Raw genomic sequence first — 24,034 nt, forward strand, 5'->3', positions numbered from 1 at the left:
AACGGTGGCGAGCGAGCCCGCCACCGTCCTTGCACGTCAGTCGCCCAGCGCCTCGCCTTCGCGCCGCGGGTCGGCGCCACCGGCCCAGGACGTGCGGCCCTGGGCATCACGCACGCGCATGATCGCCTGGGTGCCGCTGGTCATTTCCAGTTCGTTGACCTCATGCCCCTGCTGCTTCAGCGTGTCGATCAGTTGTGGCGAGAACAGGCCGGGCTCCAGCTCGGTCGGGCCGTTGCGGCTGCCGAAGTTGGGCAGGTTGATCGCGGCCTGCGGGTCGAGCTGCCAGTCCAGCAGGCCGACCAGGGTCTTGGCCACGTACTCGATGATCTGCGAGCCGCCCGGCGAGCCGACGGTACCGAGGAATTCGCCATTCTGGCGATCAAACACCAGGGTCGGTGCCATCGACGAGCGCGGGCGCTTGCCCGGCTCGACACGGTTGGCCACCGGCTTGCCGTTTTCACGGGGGATGAAGGAGAAGTCGGTCAACTGGTTGTTGAGGATGAAGCCCTCGACCATCAGGTGCGAACCGAACGAGCTTTCCACCGTGGTGGTCATGGACACCGCGCTGCCCTGGTCATCCACGGCGACGATCTGCGAGGTGGAGATGCGCAGGGGCGAGCGGTCGGGGGCCAGGGCCACCTGCACGCCGGTCGGTACGCCGGGTTCGGCCTTGCCCAGGCTGCGTTCGCTGATCAGCCGGGCGCGCTGGGCCTGGTACGCCGGGTCGATCAGGCCGGCCACCGGTACCGGGACGAAATCGCTGTCGGCCACGTACAGGCCGCGGTCGGCATAGGCCAGCCGTTCGGCCTCGGCGATCAGGTGCACGGCCTCCGGGCGGGGTTCCAGGCCGGCGGCGGTCGACGTTTTCAGGGGCGGCAGTGCCGGCAGCGCCCAGCGCTTGTCGCGGGCCTCCAACGCCTGCAGCGTGCCGAAGATCTGCGCCATGGCGATCGCCCCGGAGGAGGGCGGTGGCATGCCGCAGAGTTTCCATTGCTTGTAGTCGGAGCAGATCGGCGTGCGTTCCTTGGCCTGGTAGCCCTGCAGGTCGGCCAGCGACAGGCTGCCGGGGTTGGCGCTGCCATTGACCGCGGCGACGATCTCCTCGGCGATGCGGCCTTTGTACAGCGCGTCGCTGCCTTCGTTGGCGATACGCTTGAGCACCGCGGCCAACGCCGGGTTCTTCAGTACCGTGCCGACCGCTTTCGGGCGGCCATCCGCGTCCAGGAAGTAGGCGGCCATGATCGGCGATTTCGGCAGGAACGGGCTGGCGGCGATCTGCTTGTGCAGGCGTGGCGAAATCGGGAAACCCTGCTCGGCCAGGCGGATCGCCGGTTCGAACAGCTTGGCCCAGGGCAGCCGACCGTTGCTGCGGTGGGCCAGTTCCAGGGCACGCATCACGCCGGGTGTGCCGACCGATCGGCCGCCGATCTGTGCCTGGGTGAAGGCCATCGGGGTGCCGTCGGCGTTGAGGAACAGTTTTTCGTTGGCCCCGGCCGGAGCGGTTTCGCGGCCGTCGTAGGCGTGCACCTGCCGGCCGTCCCAGACCATGATGAAGGCGCCGCCACCGATCCCGGTAGCCTGCGGTTCGACCAGAGTCAGCACGGCCTGCATCGCGATCGCCGCGTCCACGGCGGAGCCGCCCTGGCGCAGGATCTCGCGCCCGGCTTCGGCGGCCAGCGGGTTGGCGGCGGCGGCCATGTGCCTGCTCGCCTGCCGGGTGAGCAGGCCGCTGCGATAGCCGGTGCCAATCTCCGGGGCGTCGGGCAGGGCCTTGGCCTGGCTCGGGGCGCTGAACAGGGCCAGCGAAAGGGCGAAAGTCAGGGTACGAAGGGACTGATGGCGGAGAGTGATTCTGGAGTGCACTGCGTAGGCTCCTACCTTGGACTGACTGGGGACTATAGAGGGTGCCAGGGGCCGGGGGTAGCACCACCTGCCGAGAAGGATTCCCAGTCACGCGGGTTCTGGCCTTCGTTCAGGCAGCATTCAGTGCCCCGCACGGCACCATTAGGGTTTGCCCGTCCACCCTGTCGTTGCGGATGAGTCGTATGCCGATGGCCCACGAAAAACGCCTTAGCCTCGAATCGTTGTCGATCTTCCTGGTCGCCCTGCTGCTCTTCACCCTTGGCATCTGGGACCAGGCGGCCCAGGGTTTCGACGGCCGCTGGTGGCTGTTCCTCGAGGAAATGTTCCGTCATGGTCCGGGCTTTTTCGCCACGACCTATGGCGAGCCCTATCCCGATTACCCGGGCACCGCGACTTTCCTGAGCTACCTGTTCGCCCGGCTGTTCGGCGCGCCGAACCACCTTGCCAACGTCATGCCGACGGCGCTGGCCTCGGCGGGCGTGCTGGCGATGATCTACCGGCTGCTGGCGCCATCGGGGCGCACATGGGCGCTGCTGACGGTGCTGCTGACCGCGCTGACGACGCAACTGCTGGAGAAGTCCCGCTCGGTGTGCCTGGACCAGATGACCTCGCTGTTGTGCCTGGCCTGCTTCTACCTGCTGCACACCGGCGAACGCCTCGGTTCGCGGCTGCGACAATACGCGGTGTTCCCGCTGTTCGTGCTGGGCTTTGTCATTCGCGGGCCGCTGGGGCTGATCGAGGTCTGTGGCGTGGCCTGTGTCTACTGGGCCATGGGCGTTTGCCGGTCGCGGGTCGAGACGCTGCTGGTCGTGCGCAGGGTGTTGGGCTACGGCGTGGTCGGCCTGCTGTTGCTGGCGGCCTGCTGGTGGGCGCTGATGAGCCTGGCCCGGCTGAGCGGTGGCGAGGACTTCGCCAGGCAGGTCTACACCATGCAGATCGGCGGGCGCCTGGGGGACAGTGGCGAGCCGTTCTTCTTCTACTTCCAGCTCAGCCTCTACCGCTACTTCCCGGTGGTACCGCTGGCGCTGGCAACGCTGATCGCGCTGCGCCACACATGGACGCAGCGTGACCGCGACGATGAGGTGCAACTGGCCCTGCGGCTGGGAGCCTGTGGCCTGATGATCCTGCTGGGCTTGTCGGTGCCGCACTTCAAGCGGGCCTATTACATCCTGCCGATGGTGCCGATGTTCGCGGCGCTGGCGGCCTATGGGTTGCTGAACGCGCACGGTTGGCTGGCGGGTGTGCGGCGTTTTTATACCGGGTTGGTGGCGTTGCTGCCGGGGCTGGGGATTGTCGTGGTGTTCGTCCTGCGCCATTCCTGGCTCAAGCATGGGTTCTGGCCGCAGGTGTCGGTGCCATTGCTGGTGGGCGTGCTGGTGGTGCTGCAGGTGCTCGCCGCCAGGCTCTGGCTGAAGCCATCCGCCGAACCGGGGCGGCGCCTGGTGCTGCTCAGCCTGATCGCCCTGGCGGCCCAGTGGCTGCTGCTGGTGAAGGTGGTCGAGCCGGCCAAGGACCTGGAATTCGACACCCGGGGCTTCGTTGGCCCGGTGGAGCACCTGCGTGCGGCGAATCCGGGGCCGCTGGTGTTCCTCAATCTGGGCCAGGACACCTGGGCGGTGCGCTACATGATGAACCTGGACCACGACGAGAAGCCGCTGTTCATCGCGGCCAGGAATGCGCCCAGCCTGGATTCGCTGCCGCGCCCGGCCTGGGTGATCCTGTCGCGCAAGGAGCAGAACCTGCTGGCGGGCACCTCGCTGGAGAAGGCGGAGCCGGCGTTCGAAGGGCGCTTCAACGGCAATCCCTGCCTGGTGTTCGAGCTGAAGTAAGGGACAGCCTTCGTTCAAATAGTGCTCGCCAAGGCCGGGACATGGGGCTTTAATCGGGTCCGATTCCATTCAACCCGATTCGAGGTGACGAGCCATGTCCCAAGCAAACAACCCGGTCAGCTTCAAACGCCCGGACGGCCGCGAAGTCAGTGGCTACCTGGCCCGCCCGGCCAAGCTGGAAGGTGCCCCGGCCATCGTGGTCATCCAGGAGTGGTGGGGCCTGAACGACCAGATCCGCGGTGTCGCCGATCGCCTGGCGGCCAGCGGTTACCTGGCGCTGGTGCCGGACCTGTACCGTGGCGAGTCCACGGTGGAAGAGGAAGAAGCTCACCACCTGATGAGCAAGCTCGACTTCGCCGAAGCGGTGAGCCAGGACATCCGTGGCGCGGTGCAGTACCTGGGCGGCTACACGAAGAACATCGGCGTGACCGGCTTCTGCATGGGGGGCGCGCTGACCCTGCTGTCGCTGAATGCGATCCCCGAGCTGACCGCTGGCGTGGTCTGGTACGGCTTCCCGCCGTTGGAATACCTCGACGCCTCGGCAATCAAGGCACCGCTGCTTGGCCACTGGGCGACCCAGGACCTGTTCTTCGCGATCGAGACCGTCGATGCCCTGGAAGCCAAGCTGCATGAGGCCGGCGTCGATGCCACCTTCCACCGCTACCTGGCCCACCATGCCTTCGCCAACGAAACCGCCGTGGGCCCTGGTCGTATCGCCGGCACCCAGTTCGACCCGGTGTGGTCGCAACTGGCCTGGGACCGCACCCTGACGTTCTTCGGCAAGACCCTTTGGCAGAATTGATCCCTTGGCACTGATCGTTCCCACGCTCCGCGTGGGAACGATCGGAGCTCCGTGTGGGGAGGCGCTCGGGGTTTGTCAGTACGCCCGCACCCACCGCACCCGAGTCGTTGCCTGGGTCGAGCTGCCGCCGCTGCCCGTGCTCGGCGTCGACGGGTTGGTGATGGTCTGGTCGCTGGTCACCGAGGAGACGTCGATGGCGATACCGCCCTGGGAAATGGTGGTCGGGCTGGGGCTGTTGTTGCCGGTGGTGAGCGAGCCCTTGATGTTGGTGGTGGCGCCCGAGGTGCTGACCAGGCCACCGAGAATCACGTTGCCGTAGAGCGTCCAGCCACTGGTGGACAGCCCGCCGTTGGCCTCGATCGCGATGTTGCCGATGGGCAGGCCGCTGTGGGTGACGTTGGCGGAGTCGGTCCAGGTGGCCAGGCCCGGTGGCGAGGCACTCTTGTTGCACAGGTTGGTCGGGTAGAACGAGCCGGTGCACAGGTTCGAATAGCCGGAGAAGTTCGGCGAGTACAGCGGCACCATGCCGCTGCTGGTCAGGGTCACGTCACCGGTGGTCAGCACGGTGTTGGTCAGGCGGCTCATGTTCTGCACGCCGTTGAAGGTGACGTTGCCGTCGAACCACAGCACACCCGGCGGGAACGCGGTGATGCCGGTCAGGTTCCAGCCGTTGCCCGGGGTGGCACCGTTGCCGCAGGTGCTGTTGCCGTAGTTGCAGATCATGAAGTTGTTGCCCAGCAGGGTGCGCAGGTCGGTGGTCGCCAGGTTATAGGGCCCGGCGGAAACCGTGGTGCCGGCTGCGGTCTTGACGTTCTGGATGGTCAGCATCGGCGTGTTCCCGGAGAACGAGAACACGTAGTTGGCCTGGCTTTTCAGCGGCGTGACATCCACCGGCGTGGCGGTGATGTTGCAGTAAGGCACGCCGGGCAGGCCGGGCGAGGCGCCGGCGACGTTCGCGGTCAGGTTGGCGATGGTGTTGCCGGTGTAGGGCGTGCCGTTCTGGTTGAGGATCTGCCCGGCGATCTGGCTGGCGGTGCTGAAGGTCGGCGTGTTCCATTGCGTCACGCTGAGGTTGCCGCCGCCCTGGAACTTGCCGACGTTGGCGGTGAGGATCGACACGTCGCTGTTGGCCTTGAGCGTGTTGTAGGTGGCGCTGTAGCCGGTCAGCGCCAGGGTGTTGCCCCAGAACGTGCCGACGGTGCCGGTGAGGAAGTTGACGTCGCCGCCATAGACCGCGTTGTAGGTCAGCGAGATGCTGGCGGGCAGGGTACCGGTGCCGGAGATCAGTTGCGCGTTGCTGGTGCTGATGGCCCCGGCCGATTGCGTGGCCTTGCTCAGGTCCAGGGTGTAGACCGCCCCGGAACTCAGGGTGATCAGCGCGGTGCCGCTGCTGGCGGCAGTGATTGAGTTGTCGCTGTTGCGGGTACCGCCGACCAGCGCGGTACCGACGGTCGAGCCGCCCGACAGCACGTTGGCGCGGAACGCGCCGGCCTGGATCGCCACGTAGCTGCCGCCGGACTGGGTGATATTGATCGACTTGGCACCCACCGTCAGGTTGACCGGCGCGCTGCTGGAACTCATGGAGAAGGTGCCCTCGGTGTTGAGCGTCGCGTTGTCCGCGATGCCGCCGCCACTGAGGTTGATGCCGCCCTTGGCGCAACCGGAGACATAGGCCTTGGCGCCGTTGGAGATGCTCAGTACGCCGTTGACGACGATGTTCGCCAAAGTCGTGCCGTTGGTGATCGACAGGCTGCCGCCGGTGTAGTTGAAGTTGCCGTTGAACTGCAGAGCCGGCGGCAGGCTGGCACCGGCCGGCGTTGCAGGCGTGCTGCTGGCCGGGGTCAGCACATACACCACCTGGAGTGTATTGGTGGCCAGGTTGTTGGTGGCGGTGATGGTGGCCGTGACCAGGGTGCTGCTGCCGCTGGCGACCTTGGAGACGATCTGCGCACTGAGCCCGGTGGCGCTGATCGGCAGGTTGCCGACGGTAACGTTGGCCAGGGTACTGTCCTGGGTCAGTTGGCCCTGCAGGTACAGGCGCACCCATTCCACGCCGCTCCACACCCGCGACTCCGCCGGCGACGTGGCATGGGCCGCCATCTGCTGCTGTTGGGCACCGCCGATGCCGTACATCATGCTCAGCGCGGTGACGCTCAGGGCCATGCCGACGAACAGGATCATCAGGGTGGCGGCCATGCCGCGCTGGGAAGCGCGCGTCGATCGGAAAAACGCGGGTGCAGGCATCGGGCGCTCGGTCAGGAAGTGGGTTTTTCGAAATTGATCAGACAGGCCGTCGCCTTGCTTTTGACGTAGGCGGGCTGGGGATCGGTGCTATTGGGATCGAGCGTGCTGTTGTTGGCACTCAGGCTGACCTGCAGCCGATAGGCGCTATTGGTGGTGTCGGTGGTTCGGCCATAGGGCCAGCAGGTGGCGAAACCGACCGACAGCGAGGCGGTGCCCTGACCGCTTTCGATCAGCGGGGTACTGGTCCAGGTGGTGCTGCTCCACTGCGTCGACGCCTGGGTGCAACTCGCCGCGGCCTTCAGGCTGAGCAGCGCGCCGTTGCTGATCAGCAACCCGGCGCAACTGGCGGTGGCGGTGGCACTGGTCTGGTAGGACCAGACGATCGCATTGCCGCTGATGCCGTTCGGCGCCGTGCTGGTCAGGGTCGGGAAGCTGGTCTGGGCGGTGGCGGTCCCGCTCAGGGTGCCGTTGCTCAGCAGGGCGCCGGACAGCAGGATGAAGTTGTTGTCGATGTCGGAGGTGGCCCGCGCCGTGGCACTGCCGCTCCAGAAGCCGGCATTCATCAGTTCGCGCTGGGCGGTGATCAGCGCCGAGGCCACCTGGCCGTCCTGGCGCGAACTCTGTGATGAAGCCAGGGCGTTGTAGACCACGTTCTTGTACAGCGCGAGCATGGCCAGGATGCTGATCAGGGAAATGGTCGTGCCGATCAGCAGGCTGATCAGCGTGAAGCCACGCTGCGCGCGGTTCAAGACTCGTCTCCGACCCGGATGATGCCACCGAACAGGCTGCTGTCCTGGGCGCGGGTGGTGAGCACCACCGAGCTTTGCGGCGTGCCGCCGGTGATCGTGCTGGTGCCGACGGTGACGCTCGGTGCGTTGGTGCAGGTCGCGGTGATCGGCACGGTGTCGGTCTGGCTGGGAATGGACACCACCAGCAGCGAGGCCTTGCTCGAGCACAGCAGCGCGCCGTTCTGTTCCAGCAGGCTGCGCATCTGGTTGACCACGATGTTCTGCAGCTTCATGTCGCGCTGGCTGATGGCCGCCCGTGATGAGGCATAGGTGATGCCCAGGCCGATGGTCGCCATCAACAGGATGCCGATCAGCGATTCGAGCAGGACATCGCCGCGCTGGTGCCGGCGCAGCTTAAATGAGCGGGACATCGACCGAACTCTCGCTGCCTGCCGTAACCTGCAGTGTGGCGGTGGTGCAGGTGTTGCCGCTGACCGCCAGGCCACGGTTGCTGAAGGCGACGCAGGCCATGTCGACTCCGGCGACCTTGATTCCCGCCGCGGCCGGGATCGTGCTGCTCCAGACCGGTTGGCTGGTGGCGTTGCAATCGATCGACTGCCCGGCGTTGAGCCGGAACAGCTTGAGATTCTGCCCGGAGCGGCACAGCACGGCGGCGGGTGCGCTGTCCTGCACGGCGCCCTGGTTGCGCAGTGCGGTCGCCTTGGCGCGGCTGATGCCCTGCTTGAGCAGGCCGGCGGCATCGCGCTGGTAGCTGCTGTTGGTCCAGGACTGGGTGAGTGGTACGCCCACCATCAGGATAAGGCCGAGCAGGGCGACGGTGATCATCAGTTCGACCAGGGTGAAGCCGCGGCAGCGCATTACAGCCAGCTACCGTTGTACGAACTGCACGAGCTGATGCTGCGGCTGTTGCTCTGGTCCAGGGTGATGGTGCACCCGTTGAGCGCACCGCCGTTGCCGGTCGCGGTCACGGTGTAGGTGGTCGAGGTGGAATTGATCGAATAGTTGAACTTGCCCGACTGGCTCGGCTGCCAGCCCGACGACGGGCTGGTGCAGGGCGACGGGTTACCGATCAGCGCGCACTGGATCTGGGTGACACCGCTGGCGGTGGAGGTCGGATACACCAGCTGTTTCTGGTAGCTGTTTTCCAGGTTCAGGCTCAGGGCAACCAGGTCGGCCTGGGCGGCCTTGATCGTGCTCTTGTTGACGTAGCTGCTGTAGGCCGGAACGGCGATGGCGGCCAGGATGGCGACCACGACGACGCTGACCATCAGTTCCACCAGGGTGAAACCCGACTGTGCTGGATTGTGCTTCATGGATGTTTGACCGATGTGTTCCGGAGAGCCCGTGGGCGGGTCGCATTATGCCACTATTGCGTAACGTTTCGGTGACTGTCCCCACTACCGTTGGGTAATCTTTCTTGCTCCGGCTGTCCGCTGGATTTCGCTGTTGGATTTCGCGTCCTCCGCGGTTTTGTACTTCACTGCTTGGCATCCTCAGGCAAGGCCTGCCCCCGCCAGGACGGCACACAAGTACAAGATCGAGGGGACACCATGACTTCACCCAGCTACACCCGCGGCCGGCAGGACAAGCCGCTACTGGCCATGACCATCGGCGCCGCATTCGACCAGACCGTGGCGCGCTTTGCCGAGCGCGAGGCATTGGTGGTGCGCCACCAGCAGGTGCGCTACAGCTGGGCGCAACTGGCCGAACAGGTCGACTGCTGCGCCCGCGCGCTGCTGGCGATCGGCATGCAACCGGGCGAGCGCCTCGGCATCTGGGCGCCGAACTGCGCCGAGTGGTGCATCGCCCAGTTCGCCAGCGCCAAGGTCGGCGTGATCCTGGTCAACATCAACCCGGCCTACCGCGTCAGCGAACTGGAATACGCGCTCAGGCACTCCGGTTGCCGCTGGCTGATCTGCGCCGACGCCTTCAAGACCAGCGACTACCACGCCATGCTCGGCGAACTGCTGCCGGAACTGGCCGGCAGCGCCCTGGGCGCCGTGCACAGCCGCCTGCTCCCGGAACTGCGCGGCGTGATCAGCCTGGGCCGCCGCCCGGCCGCCGGCATGCTCGGCTGGGCGGCGCTGCAGGAGCGCGCCGAGTGTGTCGCCACCGAAGACCTGCGCGCCTGCAGCGCGCAATTGCAGTTCGATGAACCGATCAACATCCAGTACACCTCCGGCACCACCGGCTTCCCCAAGGGCGCGACCCTCAGCCACTACAACATCCTCAACAACGGCTACCTGGTCGGCGAAAGCCTGGGCCTGACCGAGCACGATCGCCTGGTCATCCCGGTGCCGCTGTACCACTGCTTCGGCATGGTCATGGGCAACCTCGGCTGCCTGACCCACGGCAGCACCCTGATCTACCCGGGCGACGCCTTCGACCCGCTGACCGCCCTGCAGGCGGTGGCCGAGGAGCGCGCTACGGTGCTGTACGGCGTACCGACCATGTTCATCGCCGAACTGGACCACCCGCGCCGGGCCGAATTCGACCTGTCCAGCCTGCGCAGCGGCATCATGGCCGGCGCCACCTGCCCGATCGAAGTGATGAAACGGGTGATCGGCGAAATGCACATGGTCGAAGTGCAGATTGCCTACGGCATGACCGAAACCGGCCCGGTGTCGACCCAGACCGCAGCCGATGACGACCTGGAGCGCCGCGTCGCCAGCGTCGGCCGCACCCAGCCGCACCTGGAGAGCAAGATCATCGACGAAGCCGGGCGCATCGTGCCGCGCGGGCAGATCGGCGAACTGTGCACCCGCGGCTACAGCGTGATGCTCGGCTACTGGAACGACGCCGAGGCCACCGCCCAGGCCATCGACGGCGCGCGCTGGATGCACACCGGCGATTTGGCGGTGATGGACGAGGCGGGGTACGTGAGCATCGTCGGGCGCAACAAGGACATGATTATTCGCGGGGGCGAGAACGTGTACCCGCGGGAGATCGAGGAGTTTCTGTTCAAGCATCCGGCGGTGGCGGATGTGCAGGTGATCGGGATACCGGATGAGCGGTATGGGGAGGAGATTGTGGCTTGGGTGAAGTGTCATCCGGGACATAGTGCGGGTGATGAAGAGTTGAAGGCCTTCTGCAAGGGGAAGATTGCGCATTTCAAGGTGCCGAGGTATTTCCTATTCGTGGAGGCGTTTCCGATGACGGTGACGGGGAAGGTGCAGAAGTTTCGGATGCGGGAGATGAGTTTGGAGAGGTTGGTGGGGGAGAGGGTGGGGTGAGGGCTGTCTCCGATTTTTACCCCGGCTGATGTCGGCGTTTTCGAGCGGGTAGGTGAGAGGTTTTCCCTTCTCACCTACCCGCTCGATGGCGTCTCGCAATGAGTAGAAATAGCTTTCAAAATGAACTTACTTTTCCTACGTGATTTAGGCGTGGGAGAATATTGTGTGCGCCAATGACCGTGCCTACATTTCCGGTGTCGCTGCAAATTCAGCGATATGGGTTTCGCAGCCCGTTTAGTTAGGCGCACAGCGCCGCGCAAGCGGCTTTTTCATGTCTGCGTTATGGCGGGCTGTGCGCAGGAGGCTTATGCCTGCCGGGATCCTAACTAACCGGTCTGCGAACCTGCGTACAGTTCGCCACCCTTGTGTCGCAGCAAGCGTGGCGGTCTCTCCCTCGGTATGAGTGTTAGGAGATTTGCCATGGTTAAGAAGATCACCCCTGATCCACCGCCCGTTTCCGATGATCCTGTGAAGTCCGCGCGGCCAGATGTTGCCCGATTGCTTGATACTCTCGCTTTGACCCTCTCCAAAACCGTCAATCACGCTGATCCGCTTTGTCCCTCGATTTTTGCTATTCAGCCGGGTGTCACGGCTCACGATGCGTTGAGCTATGTGTCGAAATTGCTGGAGGTTGCCGAGCTGAACGGTGATGAAATCAGCCTGCATGAGAATCCGGTGGAGCGGACGTTGTTTTGGGGGATGTTGCATTCGGTGGAGGTGGCGAAGGCTGTGGTGGATGCTTTGCTTGAAGGATCGCCGCCGTCGCTGGATGTTTGATTGATCAACACAAGCATGAAGCCGCCTCAGTAGGGCGGCGGCTTCGTTGCAACTGTCATAGAGAGGATGTCAGTGACCTCTAACTTTCGCTGTGATATTTGTGAGCATAAACTGTTGCAGTGCCGGATCGACCGCGTACAGCACAACTCCTCGACGAGCCCTAGTTAGAAGTACGTAATAGATGTTTCGAATGACTTGTTTGCGTACGGCAGGATCTGTTCGCATATTACTCAGTCTCTTGTCCGCGTTGCAACTGGGCTCAATTTCGATTCGACCATTTCTCAGAACGATATCTGGTCCAAGAATGACCCCTACATAGTCATACTCAAATCCTTGTACCGTATAAATGGCACCGACTTCCTCATGGTATCCGACGAGTTGATTCCACTCCTTGAATGCCATTTTCTGGTTCCAGCGAGCCTGCCATGGCCCAATATGAATGTCTGTGCCTACTCCGGGCGTGCGCTCCGTCTGCCAGTGCCAGCAGTAACCCGCCACGATTCGGCCTGATGCATTGCCTTGAGCCTGCTCTCTCAGTTGGTCCTCCATGGCTTGGGGGGATTCAGCTACTTGCACTGAGAATTTCGGGGCCGATGAGTACGCCTGGGTTGCTGCTCCGAACACCAGGTCGTAGACCCAATCCACATAGCTGTTGGCTCCACGACATCTCAACTGCTCGTCCAGTACATGGGTTATCACGTGGTAACCACGTGCATGGGCCATTTGCTGGATGTCATCGCTGCGGCAGTTCTCCTCTGGACTGATCCATTGAGAATCATCGATGAAAAAGACAATGAGGTGCTTGTTGTCCATCAAACCTGCTGCCGTTGCTTTTGTCAGGCGATGGGCTTCATCGACTACCAGATAAGGAGTGACCGCCCTGCCATTCACCGCGAAGTCCAGGCCTTTTATGCATTGGCCAATAGCAGCTGACTTGACGTAGTACTTGGGATTCTTGCCCAGCTTCATGAGGTGCTGCACAAGCTTCATGGCAAGAACGGTTTTTCCGGTGCCGACCAATCCGTGGATGATTACGCAAGTGTTCGTCTGAGCCTGTTGCACCAGTGGCGCAATTCTTTTGAAAGCATGCGTTTGCTGAGCAGTTGCCTTGAAGAGGTCACTGCAATTGAGTTTTTCGCTGAAGTTCAGGATAAAGGCGTCCGAGTACTTTCTCTGTGGCGAGGTCAGGTGCGCAAGCGCCTTTGTAGGGCGCTTAAGCCGGGATAGCAGCATTGCGGCATCCTGTTCTCCATGGTTTAGAGAGCGAAGCAAGGAACTGCTGACATGTGAGCTGAACTCATTGGCACGCAACACTTCATCTTTCGGTTTTTCCTGGTAGTTATGAAGAAAAACCAGTGTGTTGATGATGGGCTTGAAGTCTCCGAAGTTGAGCGCATGCTCCAGCGCCGATCGGTAGATATTCACTTGTTCACAGGGGTGTTTGCTTGTGTAAGGATCGGTGGCGGCAACCTCCAGCCAGGTGATGCCGTGTTTGCCGTGCAATGTGACGGAACCTTGTGTCCATTGCTTCAACTCGATGACGATGATTTCCGGACCCGCTTCGCTCTCGCCTACCAGGATGCAATCGGCACGTTCAGAGCCAATCGGCATCGGGTACTCGATCAGGATATGCCCCTGGAGTGGCGGTTGCTGTTGCTGGAGCAACTTGGCGAGCTCAGGGAGGGAGTTCCTCCAGGAGCGGATTTCGGATTTTGATAGTTCCGAATCGGGAAACGTCAGGGCGAAGTCCTTGCACAGTTTTTTGATGAACTCCGGATTGGCTGCGTTCGAGCAGAAGTCTTCGATCTTGAGGGTCGCAAGAGCCGCCATTGTCACCACCCAATGCCGAATTCATGACTCAGCGCCAATGCGTCAGGTGCACGAAATTGAAGCCAGCCCAGGCTGCTGGTTAATTGCTCAAGGGCTAGGCGGATGGTTTCTGGGAGCTGGGAGCTGGCAGCAATGGTCACGAAGATTCCTGTGGTGTTGAGCAGGCGAAGCTGTGATGGCCACTATTTCGCCTTTGTTTCGGATGCTCGACACCTTACTTCCTACAGACATGATGAGGAAGTGCGTACGACATTTCTATGTTAATTGAAAGGGGATTCATTGGGCCCCCGATGGGCCCAAATGAGAGCCATTGCACTAGGCCAAGAGTGCTTTGGAACGACCGGAAGTATCCGGCTTGCGTACGAGCAACCGTTCGCGAAAGTACTGGGCCGTTTCTTCATCTGTGCAGTACAGGTAACAACCCTTCATCCCGCGGGTCATCAGGGTCCTGTAGGTGTTCTTGATGATCAGGTCGAGTAGCTGCCGCATCTTTTCTGGCTCGGCTTTCATGAGCTTTTTGTAGCCGAAGACCGAGCGATCGTTCTTGTCTCGCTGCTCCGGCACCGTCACCACATTGCCTCCCCGGACGATCAGGTCTGGGCCGATGATCACGCCGATGTAGTCCACCTCCAGGCCCTGACAGGTGTGGATGCAACCCACCTGTTCGACAGAGTTCTGCGCAATGATCCAGCGCTTCTCGTCTTCCTCCAGATTCCACTGGCGGCGGTAGTGCTCACCAATGACGATATCGTCGTCGCTTGCCCGCTTCTTGCTGTTCCAAGGCCAGCAGTAGCCGGCGACAACGCGGGCCTTGTTGTTGCCGTTCTTGCTCTGGATCGCGGCATGCATGGCTTGCGGTGTATCGAATACCTTGAACTCGTATTCCTCGGTGTCGAGATGCCGGTTTGCTGTTTCCCGCACTTGGAGTGCATTGTCGAGCCAAGCCAGATAGCCATCCGAGCCGCTGCAACGGAATTGCGAGGTGAGAACGTATTCCTCGACCTCGGCACCGCGTGCCTTGGCAAAAGCGCGGATCGCTTCGCGATTGCCGATATCTTTCAGCGTGACGCGTTGGTCTTCGTCGATGAAGAAGATCGTGCAGTTCGCGGCATTGATCAGTTCCTTGATCTGGTTATCGCCTTTCTGGCCGTAGAGATCGCTTTTCTCGGTCAGGCGATGGGCTTCGTCCACTACCAGGAAATCGAATGCGCTGGTGGGTGACTCCATGAACGAGCCGGAGCCGGTAAACAACTGCGAAAAATGGCTACGGGGCAGGGCGCCGGTCAGCTTGCTTTCGTACACCTGCCGAGGGGCGGAGTTTTTCGACACGTACTTTCCCACCAGCCCGCGACTGGTGAGGTTGACCAGCAGGTTGAGTGCCACCACGGATTTACCGGTACCCGGCCCGCCCTCGATGATCACGACTTTTGGGCGCTCCGTCGAAGCGCCTGTCGCAGCGGACATGCAGTTCTCATGGATTTCTTTCTGGTCGTCGATAAGAACGAACTCGGCCTGCTTTTTCAGCAGTTTCACCAGCGAGTCGGCTAGAGCCTTCGACGGGCGAATGGGGCTCGCCATCAGTTCATGCAGCACGCGCTTTTCATCGCCCTTGGCGATGTACTGCTTGATGAACGCCCGCATACGGGCCAGTTCATCCTTGCCTTTCATGAACAGCGGGGCCTTGTTGATGTAGGCCTGGTAGTGAGGCCCGTCAATGACGTTATCTGGCATGTAGTTGTGCAGATAGGCGCAGGCATGCACTTGGATACCGCCGGAATACACAGCCTCGTTGAACCCTTCCAGCAGCGAGGCATACGACCAGGCCTGATAGGACGGGTGCACGGTTTCCCGGATCTTGCGGCCTAGGAGGGTTTTGACAATGGCGTCCTTGGATGTTGCGCTGGCTTCAGCCCATTGTTTCAGCTCAACCAGCACCACGTTTTGCTTGCCGCTGGCATCCATGCCGGTCAGGGTGATGTCGATACGCTTGGAGGTCTGTGGGATATGCAGCTCAATGGCCACGCCGATGTCATTGGGGATTTCTCCGTCGCGCAACACCCGTGACATGGCTCCGAGAGAGTTCTTCCAGGCGTTCATTTCTGCGGCTGCGACGATCCGGCCGGTGGCTGACTCGAAACTACGGAGGATCACGTCCTCGATATCGTCGTTATCGTTGTCTGCCAGGAACTGCTGTTTGGTCGCTTCGTAAACGATCAAGATCCTTCTTCCTTACTGGAGCCGGGCAATCAGAGTTGGTCGTATTTCTTTGCGCTGTTTCGGGCCTTCTCGACCGGGTACTTCTCGCCGTTGAGTTGCAGCTTGCGTTGGGCCGCAGCGTTCAGATCGACGCCAAGCACCGAGGCCAGGCGTACCAGGTACATGAGCACGTCAGCCAGCTCTTCTTCGACTGCCTGGGCGGTTTCGGGCGTGCGGGCGGCGGCCTTGGACGCGTCTTCGGTGAGCCACTGGAAAATTTCGGTCAATTCCCCGACCTCGCCGCTCAGGGCCATGACCAAGTTCTTGGGGGAGTGGAACTGGGCCCAGTTACGGTCGCTGGCGAATTTTTCTAGGGCTTTAGCGAGTCGGGTGGTGTCGACGAGCTGGGTAGAGGTGTGGCTGGGTGTGGTCACGGAGGTGTCCTGTGGTGTCGAGCAGGCAAGGCGGGAGGGCCAGTGTTTTGCCTTTAGTGCGGATGCTCGACACCATACTTCCTACAGTCAATATGAGGAAGTACGTACGACATTTCTGTGTGGTATGAGGGAAATTGTTGGGTTTGTTTCAGCATGAACTGCCTGAGCAAGGCTGGAAATGGAGAAATAAATTCGTCCCCATTTCCCCCCATTTCCCCCTCCCCATTTCCCCCGCATTTCCCCCAAGACCGATATCGACGGCTGTGAAGTGCAGGCGCAAAAACACTATGAGGAGTCCCTGGCGAGCAGCAAGAAACTGGCGCAGCTCTGTGGTCAGAGCATCAAGCCAGAGGTGTTGCTGGAGATGAAGCGTAGGGGAAACGGGGACGGGAAACGGGGACGGATCTATTTAGACGATTGCGGTAGATGCAGCAGAAGATAGCGGTTGCAGCAGTCGGCCTCTTCGCGGGCAAGCCCTGCTCCTACAGGCGTAGCCGTGACGTGGTGTGAAGAGGGGCGACGTTAGTACCCCTCAATGCCCATGCGCCGCTTTCCAAGCGGCGAACTCAGACGGCCGCAAGCCATAACGCGCCAACATCCCCTCATGCAGCCGCCGCAGTTCCTCAATCAGCAAAGCCCTGACGTCGGCTTGTTCGGGTTCTGGAACGCTATCGCTCACAACTTGCTGGATCACGCTGAGCGGATCAAGTTCGGGCTGTTGAATGACATCCCGGATAGCCTGCTTGATGAGATCACGCCAAGCCAATCGCAAAGGATCCGGCTCGACCAAATCCTGCTTGATAGCCAGGTACTCCTGCGTCGAGCGCTCATAGGCCCAGACATACAGGTCTCGCAGTAACTCCACTCGGGCCATCTCATACACGCCAAGTGTGGCCCGGCTGTAGGCCTGCTCCGGTACATCCAGAAAGGTCAGCGGGCACAGGTTGGCGCGGAACAGCGGCAGGTTCGCGGCCAGGCGGGAAGTGCGTTTGTTGATGTCGGCGAAGGGCTGCAGGTAGGGCAGGTGCACCATGATGAAAAAGGATTGTTCGAACGGGTCGCGAATCTGGTTGGCCTTGCCCAGCAGTATGTCCAGGGTGTCTTCGAGTTGCTGGGGGGTAGACAGCGGGCGGTAGACGCTTTGGCCGATGTCGACGGCATGTTGTCGAACCCGTCCCTCGTCCGAAGGGTTGGGCAGCAGGTTTTCCGCCAGGGCGCTGTGCAGGTTCATCACGATGTAGCGGTTGAACTCGGCACTGTCGATATTGGCGACCAGCAGTTCGATGGCCGTCTTGTGGTTGAGGATCATCTGGGTTTCGATGGCCGCTTTGCCCTGCGCGGTTTTGCCATGCTCGATGAGTTCACGGGTATCGAGGCGTGAGTAGGTGTTGCCCTCCAGGTGGCTCGAGGCCCATGACAAGTCGATCAGCAGCCGATTCAGAATGGCGCGGCTGTAGGTGCCGGCCGGCTCGTTGAGTTCGGTGGTTTTGCCCATCTTGTGCAATTGGCGGCGCAGCGGCTCGGACAAGTACCAGGTCGCGTTGGGTTGGTAGTCGTCGAGAAATTCACGCTGGTAGCCCACGGGCTTGCGCGCTTGTGGGGGCAGGTTGATGTAGGCGAGCACTTCCTGGCTGTCGGCCGAGAGAGGGATCGCGCTAGGGAAAACATCGCCTGGGGTATGCAGCGGCTCCGTCGTGGCGGCTGGGGCCCCCGCGCTGAAATAGCGGCGCGCTCGGCCTTCACCTTGTGCAGTGATTTGGCCGCTCTCGATCAGCTTCGCGATCAGGCGCTGTGCCGTGCGCCGGGCAATGCCGTCGTGCTGCGCCAGTAGTTCGGCCAAGGTCAAGCCGTGGCTAGAGGCCTTGATGCTGCTCAGTAATTCGGTGCTGGATGACATGGCAGTGTTGGCGCAGTTCGAGAGGGGGATGGCGCGATTTTGGCGCAGTTTTTAGAACTGCGCCAGTTAGGTTGGCGCAGTTGGCGCGGTTTCCAGAATGACAGCAACTTGCTTCGGGTTGGATTGGCTGGGTTGTTACAGCGGGAAGGGGACGTTGTTGCTGCGGGCGTATTCGCGGGCAAGCCCGGCTCCTACAGGGGCCTGAGGTAGGCTGAGAAAGTGCGTGGAGCAGATGGAGTGGGCATGGCAGACCAATCGGCCGAGATATGGATGTGTGACGCAGTTTGAAAAATGTGAGGCGCGTTTTTGGCGCAGTTGGCGCGGTTTTCGAAAACACGGACTGAGGCCAGGAAGGGCAAGCAAGCGCAATCGAGATGAAGTGACCGAACAGGCCATTCAGCGGGATGCTTCCTGATACGTATCAAGGCCCAGCTCAAGAAAGCCTCTTCACAGCCGACCTGTTGATTCGGTTATCACCGTTCTGTGCCAATGGAAAATTTTCAAAGGAGAAATCATGCCACGCTATTTTTCGCTGAGCTGTCTGGCCGTTGTTTTGACCACAAGCCTGGCCGGCTGCGCCACCTCGAGCACCACCGGCTCTGCGAACATCGATTATTCGCAGCAGCGTTATGAGAGTACCCGTTTCGAGAAGCCGGGAATTGCTCCTGCCGTGCAGCTCCGCAGCTTCAAGGCCGATATCGACGGCTGTGAAGTGCAGGCGCAAAAACACTATGAGGAGTCCCTGGCGAGCAGCAAGAAACTGGCGCAGCTCTATGGTCAGAGCATCAAGCCAGAGGTGTTGCTGGAGATGAAGCGTAAGCAGGTGGTGAGCTGCATGACCGGGGCTGGTCAGGACGGCAAGGGCTGGACGCTAGTCAAGTAATTGCCCGGTTCGGCCCTCTTTTTTGAAAGATGAAGGTCGGCGCAGCAGGAAGATCAGGTTGCGGCGGCTGGCGTATTCGCGGGCAAGCCCGGCTCCTACAGGGGAGCGGGGTATGGGCGAAAGGCCGAGGGGGGGGCGAGAGGCAAACGCCAGAAACGACAAAGCCCGCACAAGGCGGGCTTTGTTTGCTTTGTTTGGTGGAGCCGGGGGGATTTGAACCCCCGTCCGCCAGTACTCCGCTGTCGGTCCTACATGCTTAGCCGTGTCTATTGAGTTAACCCTCAGCGACCCGACGGGCAGGGTGCTTTGGGCGAGTTGTGTAAGTTTTAGCCACTTCGTCCACAACGTACTACGCGGCGATTCTGTTCTGTATGACAATCATTTCGGGTTTACAGACATCCCCTGATGATTGCTGGGCCCGAAGGCACCAGAAGTGCATGTCAGCTGCAATTAAGCAGCGAGAGCAGCACCGTATTGGTCGTCGTTGGCAACTATAGAAGTTGCAACAGTGGATTAACGAGTTCTGTTACCAACTCGGCATGCACCTAGAGTTTCGCAACCAGCGTCGAATCCAAAACGGCCCCGAACCGGCTTACTTCTCAGTAGGCAGGATCAGTGTACGCCACTGTGGCTCGAAAGGCCATCCCAAAGCGTGGCGTGCGGTTTCGACTAGCCGCCTTTCTGGCTGTTCTGGATCTGCTGGATCGCGCGCTGGGTGATGGCGATGCAGTCCTTGGTGCCTTCGGCGGTGTTTTTCGCCTGGGCGGCCTGGGCCTGCTGCACGCTGTTGGCGATTTCGCCCTGCAGGTCGGCGGCGATGATGGTGGTCTTGGCGTTGTTGATGGTTTGCAGGTTGGTGGTGCACAGGTCTTTCTCGCCATCGGCGAAGGCCGGGGCGGCAAGGAGTGCGGTGACAACGAACAGGCCGGGCAGTACGGAACGTTTCATGTAAATCTCCTTGAACCTGGGGTTCAGGCTGCGAGGTTGCCGAAGTGGCAGGGGGCCCCGATTGGTGGCGGCTTGCTCGGTAGACTGCGCGGGGTGTTCAAGGTTCTGTTTTTGTTGAGCGCGGGGGGCCTGCAGGAGCGTGGCTTGTCGGGGCCCGACCCGCTGCGCAGCTTTTTAGCGGTTTCGAGGGCGCATTCGCGGGCAAGCCACGCTCCTACAGTTGTATGGTCGCGTTTAGTCGATGGTGGTGGTCAGTGGGGGGAGGGTTTTCAGGGGCTGGGTGACGCGGTCGACCAGGTAGACCAGGCCGTGGTAGTCGATGCCGCCGTGCTGGCTCAGGCCAATTTCGCAGGTGCGGCTGGTGGAAATGCCTTCTTCGCAGTACTGCACCGCATCCTTGAGGGTGCGCAGCGAGTGGGCGTTGAGTTCCGGGGTGGTGAAGCCCTTGTCGCCGGCGAATCCGCAGCAGTGGATGCCTTCGGGGATCACCACGTTGTGGCTGCAGCGCCGCGCCAGGTCGATCAGCGCCTGGCTTTCCCCCAGGTGCTGGGTGCTGCAGGTCACGTGGACGGCAATCGGCGCGTCCTGCGGGGTGAAGGTCAACTTATCCACAAGGTGCGTGCGAATGAAGCGCACCGGGTCGTAGAGGTCGAGGCGGCTGTCGCCCAGGTCCTGGACCAGGCGCAGGGTGCACGGGCTGGTGTCGCAGTAGATCGGGTCGAGGCCGCCGCGGCTGGCGTGCAGCAGGGCGCCGATCAGTTCCTGGCGCTTGTGTTCGGCCTGTTCGACGTAGCCCTTGGAGGCGAACGGCTGGCCGCAGCACAACTGGTCGGTGTTGTCCGGGAACACCACCTGGTAGCCGGCCTTTTCCAGTAGCGAGCGGGTTTTGTCGAGCAGCGAGACCTGTTCCTTGTCGCCCGCCGCCGGGCCCATCACCCGTGAGACGCAGGCGGCCAGGTAGACCACCCGTGGGCGTTCATCGTTGACCGCCGGGCTGAAGCGCACCGCGCGCTCGGGTTGCGGCATGGCGTTGCTCCACAGAGGCACGCGCCCCTTGGACAGGCGGGTCAGCCCGGCCGACAGCCTCGCCAGGCGCGGGGCGCCGAGCAGCATGCGGGCGCCGTTGGCGACGTGCAGGGTGAAGCGCGCGCCTTGCAGCGTGGTGGCGAAGTTCGTCGCCAGCCAGTCGGCGCGCTTCACGTGGGTAGCTTCGCGGCCACGCAGCTTCTTCACCAGCTCGCCGGTGTTGATGCCCACCGGGCAGCGCTGGGCGCACAGGCCGGTGGCGGCGCAGGTGTCGATGCCCTGGTAGTGGTAGGCGGCTTCCAGTTCGGTGGTGTCGACGCCGGCACGCTTCTTCGCCTGGATGTCGCGCCAGATGACGATGCGCTGGCGCGGGCTGAGGGTCAGGCCCTTGGAGGGGCAGACCGGTTCGCAGAAGCCGCACTCGATGCACTTATCCACAATCTCGTCGGCGGCCGGCAGCGGCTTGAGATTTTTCAGGTGGATCTGCGGGTCGTCGCTGAGCACCACGTCCGGGTTGAGGATGCCCTGGGGGTCGAGTAGGCGCTTGATCGCCCACATCAGTTGGTAGGCGTCGCTGCCCCATTCCTGTTCGACGAAGGGCGCCATGTTGCGCCCGGTGCCGTGCTCGGCCTTGAGCGAACCGCCGAACTCCACGGCCACCAGTTGCGCCACGTCGTCCATGAACGCCTGGTAGCGGGCGACTTCCGCGGCGCTGTTGAAGCCCTGGGTGAAGACGAAGTGCAGGTTGCCTTCCAGTGCGTGGCCGAACAGGATCGCCTCGTCGTAGTGGTGCTTGTCGAACAGCTCGATCAGGCGGTTGACGCCGATGGCCAGTTGTTCGACCGGGAAGGTCACGTCTTCGATGATCACCGTGGTGCCGGTCTGGCGTACGGCGCCGACGGCCGGGAAGGTGTCCTTGCGGATCGCCCAGAGCCTGGCGTTTTCCGCCGGGTCTTCGCTGAAGTCGACCTGTTTCTCGACCGGGAAGCTCGCCAGCGAGGCCATGATCTGCGCCAGTTGTTCGTGCAGCAGCGATGAGCTGGCGGCGCGGGATTCGATCAGCAGGGCGCAGGCGTTGTTCGACAGCTCGCGCACGAACGCCGGCATGCCGGGCTTGTCCTGCACCGAGCGCAGGCTGCGGCGGTCGAGCAGTTCGACGGCGGACACCGGCTGGCGCTTGAGCACGGTGACGGCGGTGCAGCAGGTTTCCACGTCGGGGAAGGCGATCAGCGCCGAGGCCTTGTGCGGGTGGTCGATCACGGTGTCGTAGGTCACCGCGCTGATGAAGCCGAGGGTGCCTTCGGAGCCGACCAGCAGGTGGCTGAGGATGTCCAGCGGCTCGTCGAAATCCACCAGGGCGTTGAGGGACAGGCCGGTGGTGTTCTTCAGGCGGTACTTGTGGCGGATCTTCGTGGCCAGTTCGGTGTTGGCACGGGTTTCGCGGGCCAGGGTCGCCAATTGGTCGAGCAAGGCACCGTGGCTCTGGCGGAAGGCCGCGACGCTGGCCGGGTCCTCGGTGTCCAGGCGGCTGCCGTCGGCCAGTACCAGGCGCAGGCCGGCCAGGGTGTGGTAGGTGTTCTGCGCGGTGCCGCAGCACATGCCGCTGGCGTTGTTGGCGACGATGCCGCCGATCTTGCAGGCATTGATCGAGGCCGGGTCCGGGCCGATCTTGCGCCCGAACGGTGCCAGCCAGGCGTTGGCCTGGGCGCCGATCACCCCGGGTTGCAGGCGGATCTGCTGGCCCTCTTGGCGAATCTCGCGGCCGTTCCAGTTATCACCGAGGACGATCAGCACCGAGTCGCTGATGGCCTGGCCGGACAGGCTGGTGCCAGCGGCGCGGAAGGTCACCGGTACCTGGTCGCGGGCGGCCAGCTTGAGCAGGGCGACCACTTCGTCTTCGGATTCGACGCGGATCACCAGTTGCGGAATCAGCCGGTAGAAGCTGGCATCGGTGCCGAAGGCCAGGGTCGAGAGCGCGTCGTCGAAGCGGCGCTCGCGGGGAATCAGCTGTTCTACCGAGCGGAGGAACGGGGTGGGCAGGCTCATGCAAACTCCTAACGAGGCCGTTGGCATCGGCGTGCCCTGGCCGGCCCCGTTCAATCAGGCGGTAATTCGTGCGGGCGAGACGGTTCAGGCGCCCAGTTCACGGACCAGCGAATCACGGGTGATCTCGCTGATCGACTTGGCACCGGTAAGCACCATGGCAACGCGCATTTCCTTCTCGAACAGCTCCAGCAGGTTTTTCACGCCCGCTTCGCCGGCGGTGGCGAGGGCGTAGAGGAAGGCGCGGCCGATCAGCACGGTGTCGGCGCCGAGGGCGATCATGCGCACCACGTCCAGGCCGCTGCGGATGCCGGAGTCGGCGAGGATCTTCAACTCGCCTTTCACCGCATCGGCGATGGCCGGCAGCGCGCGGGCACTGGACAGCACGCCGTCGAGCTGGCGCCCGCCATGGTTGGAGACGACGATGCCGTCGGCGCCGAATTTCACCGCGTCCCTGGCATCCTGCGGGTCGAGGATGCCCTTGATGACCATCGGGCCGTCCCAGAATTCGCGGATCCACTCCAGGTCCTTCCAGGAGATCGACGGGTCGAAGTTGGCGCCGAGCCAGCCGATGTAGTCGGCCAGGCCGGTCGGATTGCCGCGATAGCGCGAGATGTTGCCCAGGTCATGGGGCTTGCCCAGCAGGCCGACATCGAGGGCCCAGCGCGGGTGGGTCATGGCCTGCCAGACGCGGCGCAGCGGCGCGTTCGGGCCGCTCATGCCGGAGTGGGCGTCGCGGTAGCGGGCGCCGGGGACCGGCATGTCGACGGTGAACACCAGGGTGGTCACGCCGGCGGCCTTGGCCCGTTCCAGGGCGTTGCGCATGAAGCCGCGGTCTTTCAGCACGTAGAGCTGGAACCACATCGGCCGGTCGATAGCCGGGGCGACTTCCTCGATGGGGCACACCGAGACCGTCGACATCGTGAAAGGGATGCCGTGGGCGGCGGCCGCGCGGGCGGCCTGCACTTCGCCACGGCGGGCGTACATGCCGGTCAGGCCGACCGGGGCCAGGGCCACCGGCATGCTCAGGGTTTCGTTGAACAGCCGGGTTTCCAGGCTCAGTTCGGACATGTTCTTCAGCACGCGCTGGCGCAGGGCGATGCCGGCCAGGTCCTCGACGTTGTGGCGCAGGGTGTGCTCGGCGTAGGCGCCGCCGTCGGCATAGTGGAACAGGAACGGTGGCAGCTTGCGTTGGGCGGCTGCGCGATAGTCGGTAGAGGCGGAAATGATCATGGGAACTCGCAGCGTGGGTTGACGGGTAACGGCTGCCGGGACCGTCG

18 protein-coding genes and 1 other RNA gene are annotated in these 24,034 nt (G+C 62.6%); 5 read left to right on the plus strand and 14 right to left on the minus strand.

What is annotated here, in order from left to right:
• Positions 1-36: 36 nt before the first annotated feature.
• Positions 37-1,863, minus strand: coding sequence for a gamma-glutamyltransferase (gene ggt, locus ACM62G_RS15925; protein WP_419737471.1), 1,827 nt, complete (start codon positions 1,861-1,863; stop codon positions 37-39).
• Positions 1,864-2,051: 188 nt separating this feature from the next.
• Between ggt and ACM62G_RS15930 the strand changes: the two genes are divergently transcribed.
• Entirely contained in the window at positions 2,052-3,692 is a 1,641-nt protein-coding gene (locus ACM62G_RS15930; protein WP_419737532.1) for a hypothetical protein, read from the plus strand.
• 94 nt (positions 3,693-3,786) lie between these two features.
• The gene (locus ACM62G_RS15935) at positions 3,787-4,494 is read left to right on the plus strand and encodes a dienelactone hydrolase family protein (protein ID WP_273821518.1); all 708 of its coding nucleotides are present in this window, start codon (positions 3,787-3,789) and stop codon (positions 4,492-4,494) included.
• Positions 4,495-4,569: 75 nt separating this feature from the next.
• Here the strand turns inward: ACM62G_RS15935 and ACM62G_RS15940 are convergent, their stop codons facing one another.
• From ACM62G_RS15940 to ACM62G_RS15960, 5 genes are read right to left on the minus strand one after another with little or no spacing between them, the layout of a single operon-like run.
• Positions 4,570-6,738, minus strand: coding sequence for a beta strand repeat-containing protein (locus ACM62G_RS15940; RefSeq protein ID WP_419737472.1), 2,169 nt, complete (start codon positions 6,736-6,738; stop codon positions 4,570-4,572).
• Between the two features lie 11 nt (positions 6,739-6,749).
• Positions 6,750-7,487 carry a PilW family protein gene (locus tag ACM62G_RS15945; protein WP_054059337.1) on the minus strand — a complete coding sequence of 246 codons (738 nt, stop codon included), beginning with the start codon at positions 7,485-7,487 and terminating at the stop codon, positions 6,750-6,752.
• Positions 7,484-7,897: a hypothetical protein gene (locus ACM62G_RS15950; protein ID WP_054059338.1), complete on the minus strand. Its 414-nt coding sequence runs from the start codon at positions 7,895-7,897 to the stop codon at positions 7,484-7,486. Before ACM62G_RS15950 ends, ACM62G_RS15945 begins: the two co-directional genes overlap by 4 nt.
• Positions 7,881-8,345: a pilus assembly FimT family protein gene (locus ACM62G_RS15955; RefSeq protein WP_419737473.1), complete on the minus strand. Its 465-nt coding sequence runs from the start codon at positions 8,343-8,345 to the stop codon at positions 7,881-7,883. The genes ACM62G_RS15950 and ACM62G_RS15955 overlap by 17 nt, the downstream gene beginning before the upstream one ends.
• Complete coding sequence (locus tag ACM62G_RS15960; RefSeq protein WP_054059340.1) at positions 8,345-8,800, minus strand: type IV pilin protein; 456 nt, start codon at positions 8,798-8,800, stop codon at positions 8,345-8,347. The genes ACM62G_RS15955 and ACM62G_RS15960 overlap by 1 nt, the downstream gene beginning before the upstream one ends.
• Before the next feature lie 237 nt (positions 8,801-9,037).
• Here ACM62G_RS15960 and ACM62G_RS15965 point away from each other — a divergent pair, with 237 nt between their 5' ends.
• Together ACM62G_RS15965 and ACM62G_RS15970 are read left to right on the plus strand one after the other, a co-directional pair.
• Positions 9,038-10,720: an AMP-binding protein gene (locus ACM62G_RS15965; protein WP_419737474.1), complete on the plus strand. Its 1,683-nt coding sequence runs from the start codon at positions 9,038-9,040 to the stop codon at positions 10,718-10,720.
• Between the two features lie 420 nt (positions 10,721-11,140).
• Complete coding sequence (locus tag ACM62G_RS15970; RefSeq protein WP_419737475.1) at positions 11,141-11,497, plus strand: hypothetical protein; 357 nt, start codon at positions 11,141-11,143, stop codon at positions 11,495-11,497.
• A gap of 69 nt (positions 11,498-11,566) precedes the next feature.
• Here the strand turns inward: ACM62G_RS15970 and ACM62G_RS15975 are convergent, their stop codons facing one another.
• From ACM62G_RS15975 to ACM62G_RS15990, 4 genes are all read right to left on the minus strand, one after another.
• Positions 11,567-13,327: a DNA/RNA helicase domain-containing protein gene (locus ACM62G_RS15975; RefSeq protein ID WP_419737476.1), complete on the minus strand. Its 1,761-nt coding sequence runs from the start codon at positions 13,325-13,327 to the stop codon at positions 11,567-11,569.
• 315 nt (positions 13,328-13,642) lie between these two features.
• The gene (locus tag ACM62G_RS15980) at positions 13,643-15,544 is read right to left on the minus strand and encodes a DNA/RNA helicase domain-containing protein (RefSeq protein ID WP_419737477.1); all 1,902 of its coding nucleotides are present in this window, start codon (positions 15,542-15,544) and stop codon (positions 13,643-13,645) included.
• Positions 15,545-15,573: 29 nt separating this feature from the next.
• A complete protein-coding gene (locus ACM62G_RS15985) occupies positions 15,574-15,957 on the minus strand; it encodes a nucleotide pyrophosphohydrolase (protein WP_419737478.1) in 384 nt (127 codons plus the stop codon).
• 532 nt (positions 15,958-16,489) lie between these two features.
• Positions 16,490-17,797: a Fic family protein gene (locus ACM62G_RS15990; RefSeq protein WP_419737479.1), complete on the minus strand. Its 1,308-nt coding sequence runs from the start codon at positions 17,795-17,797 to the stop codon at positions 16,490-16,492.
• A gap of 571 nt (positions 17,798-18,368) precedes the next feature.
• Between ACM62G_RS15990 and ACM62G_RS15995 the strand changes: the two genes are divergently transcribed.
• Entirely contained in the window at positions 18,369-18,737 is a 369-nt protein-coding gene (locus tag ACM62G_RS15995) for a hypothetical protein (RefSeq protein ID WP_419737480.1), read from the plus strand.
• A gap of 195 nt (positions 18,738-18,932) precedes the next feature.
• On the opposite strand, the gene ssrA is transcribed toward ACM62G_RS15995, so the two are convergent.
• The 4 genes from ssrA to lldD all read right to left on the minus strand — a co-directional run bounded on the left by ssrA (position 18,933) and on the right by lldD (position 23,987).
• Positions 18,933-19,321: a transfer-messenger RNA gene (ssrA, locus tag ACM62G_RS16000) on the minus strand.
• 85 nt (positions 19,322-19,406) lie between these two features.
• On the minus strand, positions 19,407-19,685 hold the full coding sequence (locus ACM62G_RS16005) for a hypothetical protein (protein ID WP_273821489.1): 279 nt from the start codon (positions 19,683-19,685) through the stop codon (positions 19,407-19,409).
• Positions 19,686-19,919: 234 nt separating this feature from the next.
• On the minus strand, positions 19,920-22,757 hold the full coding sequence (locus ACM62G_RS16010) for an FAD-binding and (Fe-S)-binding domain-containing protein (protein ID WP_419737481.1): 2,838 nt from the start codon (positions 22,755-22,757) through the stop codon (positions 19,920-19,922).
• A gap of 84 nt (positions 22,758-22,841) precedes the next feature.
• On the minus strand, positions 22,842-23,987 hold the full coding sequence (gene lldD / locus ACM62G_RS16015; protein ID WP_416770622.1) for an FMN-dependent L-lactate dehydrogenase LldD: 1,146 nt from the start codon (positions 23,985-23,987) through the stop codon (positions 22,842-22,844).
• Positions 23,988-24,034 lie beyond the last annotated feature (47 nt).

The organism is Pseudomonas sp. COR18, from assembly GCF_048568395.1.
In the GTDB taxonomy this organism is placed as follows: Bacteria; Pseudomonadota; Gammaproteobacteria; order Pseudomonadales; family Pseudomonadaceae; genus Aquipseudomonas; species Aquipseudomonas fuscovaginae_B.

Bases quoted from the DNA above. Each gene is read 5' to 3' on its own strand.
- ACM62G_RS15975 (WP_419737476.1), bottom strand. From the start codon at position 13,327: ATGGCGGCTCTTGCGACCCTCAAGATCGAAGACTTCTGCTCGAACGCA.
- ACM62G_RS15995 (WP_419737480.1), top strand. From the start codon at position 18,369: ATGCCACGCTATTTTTCGCTGAGCTGTCTGGCCGTTGTTTTGACCACA.
- ACM62G_RS15960 (WP_054059340.1), bottom strand. From the start codon at position 8,800: ATGAAGCACAATCCAGCACAGTCGGGTTTCACCCTGGTGGAACTGATG.
- ACM62G_RS16005 (WP_273821489.1), bottom strand. From the start codon at position 19,685: ATGAAACGTTCCGTACTGCCCGGCCTGTTCGTTGTCACCGCACTCCTT.
- ACM62G_RS15965 (WP_419737474.1), top strand. From the start codon at position 9,038: ATGACTTCACCCAGCTACACCCGCGGCCGGCAGGACAAGCCGCTACTG.
- ACM62G_RS15940 (WP_419737472.1), bottom strand. From the start codon at position 6,738: ATGCCTGCACCCGCGTTTTTCCGATCGACGCGCGCTTCCCAGCGCGGC.
- ACM62G_RS15930 (WP_419737532.1), top strand. From the start codon at position 2,052: ATGGCCCACGAAAAACGCCTTAGCCTCGAATCGTTGTCGATCTTCCTG.
- lldD (WP_416770622.1), bottom strand. From the start codon at position 23,987: ATGATCATTTCCGCCTCTACCGACTATCGCGCAGCCGCCCAACGCAAG.
- ACM62G_RS15935 (WP_273821518.1), top strand. From the start codon at position 3,787: ATGTCCCAAGCAAACAACCCGGTCAGCTTCAAACGCCCGGACGGCCGC.
- ACM62G_RS15970 (WP_419737475.1), top strand. From the start codon at position 11,141: ATGGTTAAGAAGATCACCCCTGATCCACCGCCCGTTTCCGATGATCCT.
- ACM62G_RS16010 (WP_419737481.1), bottom strand. From the start codon at position 22,757: ATGAGCCTGCCCACCCCGTTCCTCCGCTCGGTAGAACAGCTGATTCCC.
- ACM62G_RS15950 (WP_054059338.1), bottom strand. From the start codon at position 7,897: ATGTCCCGCTCATTTAAGCTGCGCCGGCACCAGCGCGGCGATGTCCTG.
- ACM62G_RS15955 (WP_419737473.1), bottom strand. From the start codon at position 8,345: ATGCGCTGCCGCGGCTTCACCCTGGTCGAACTGATGATCACCGTCGCC.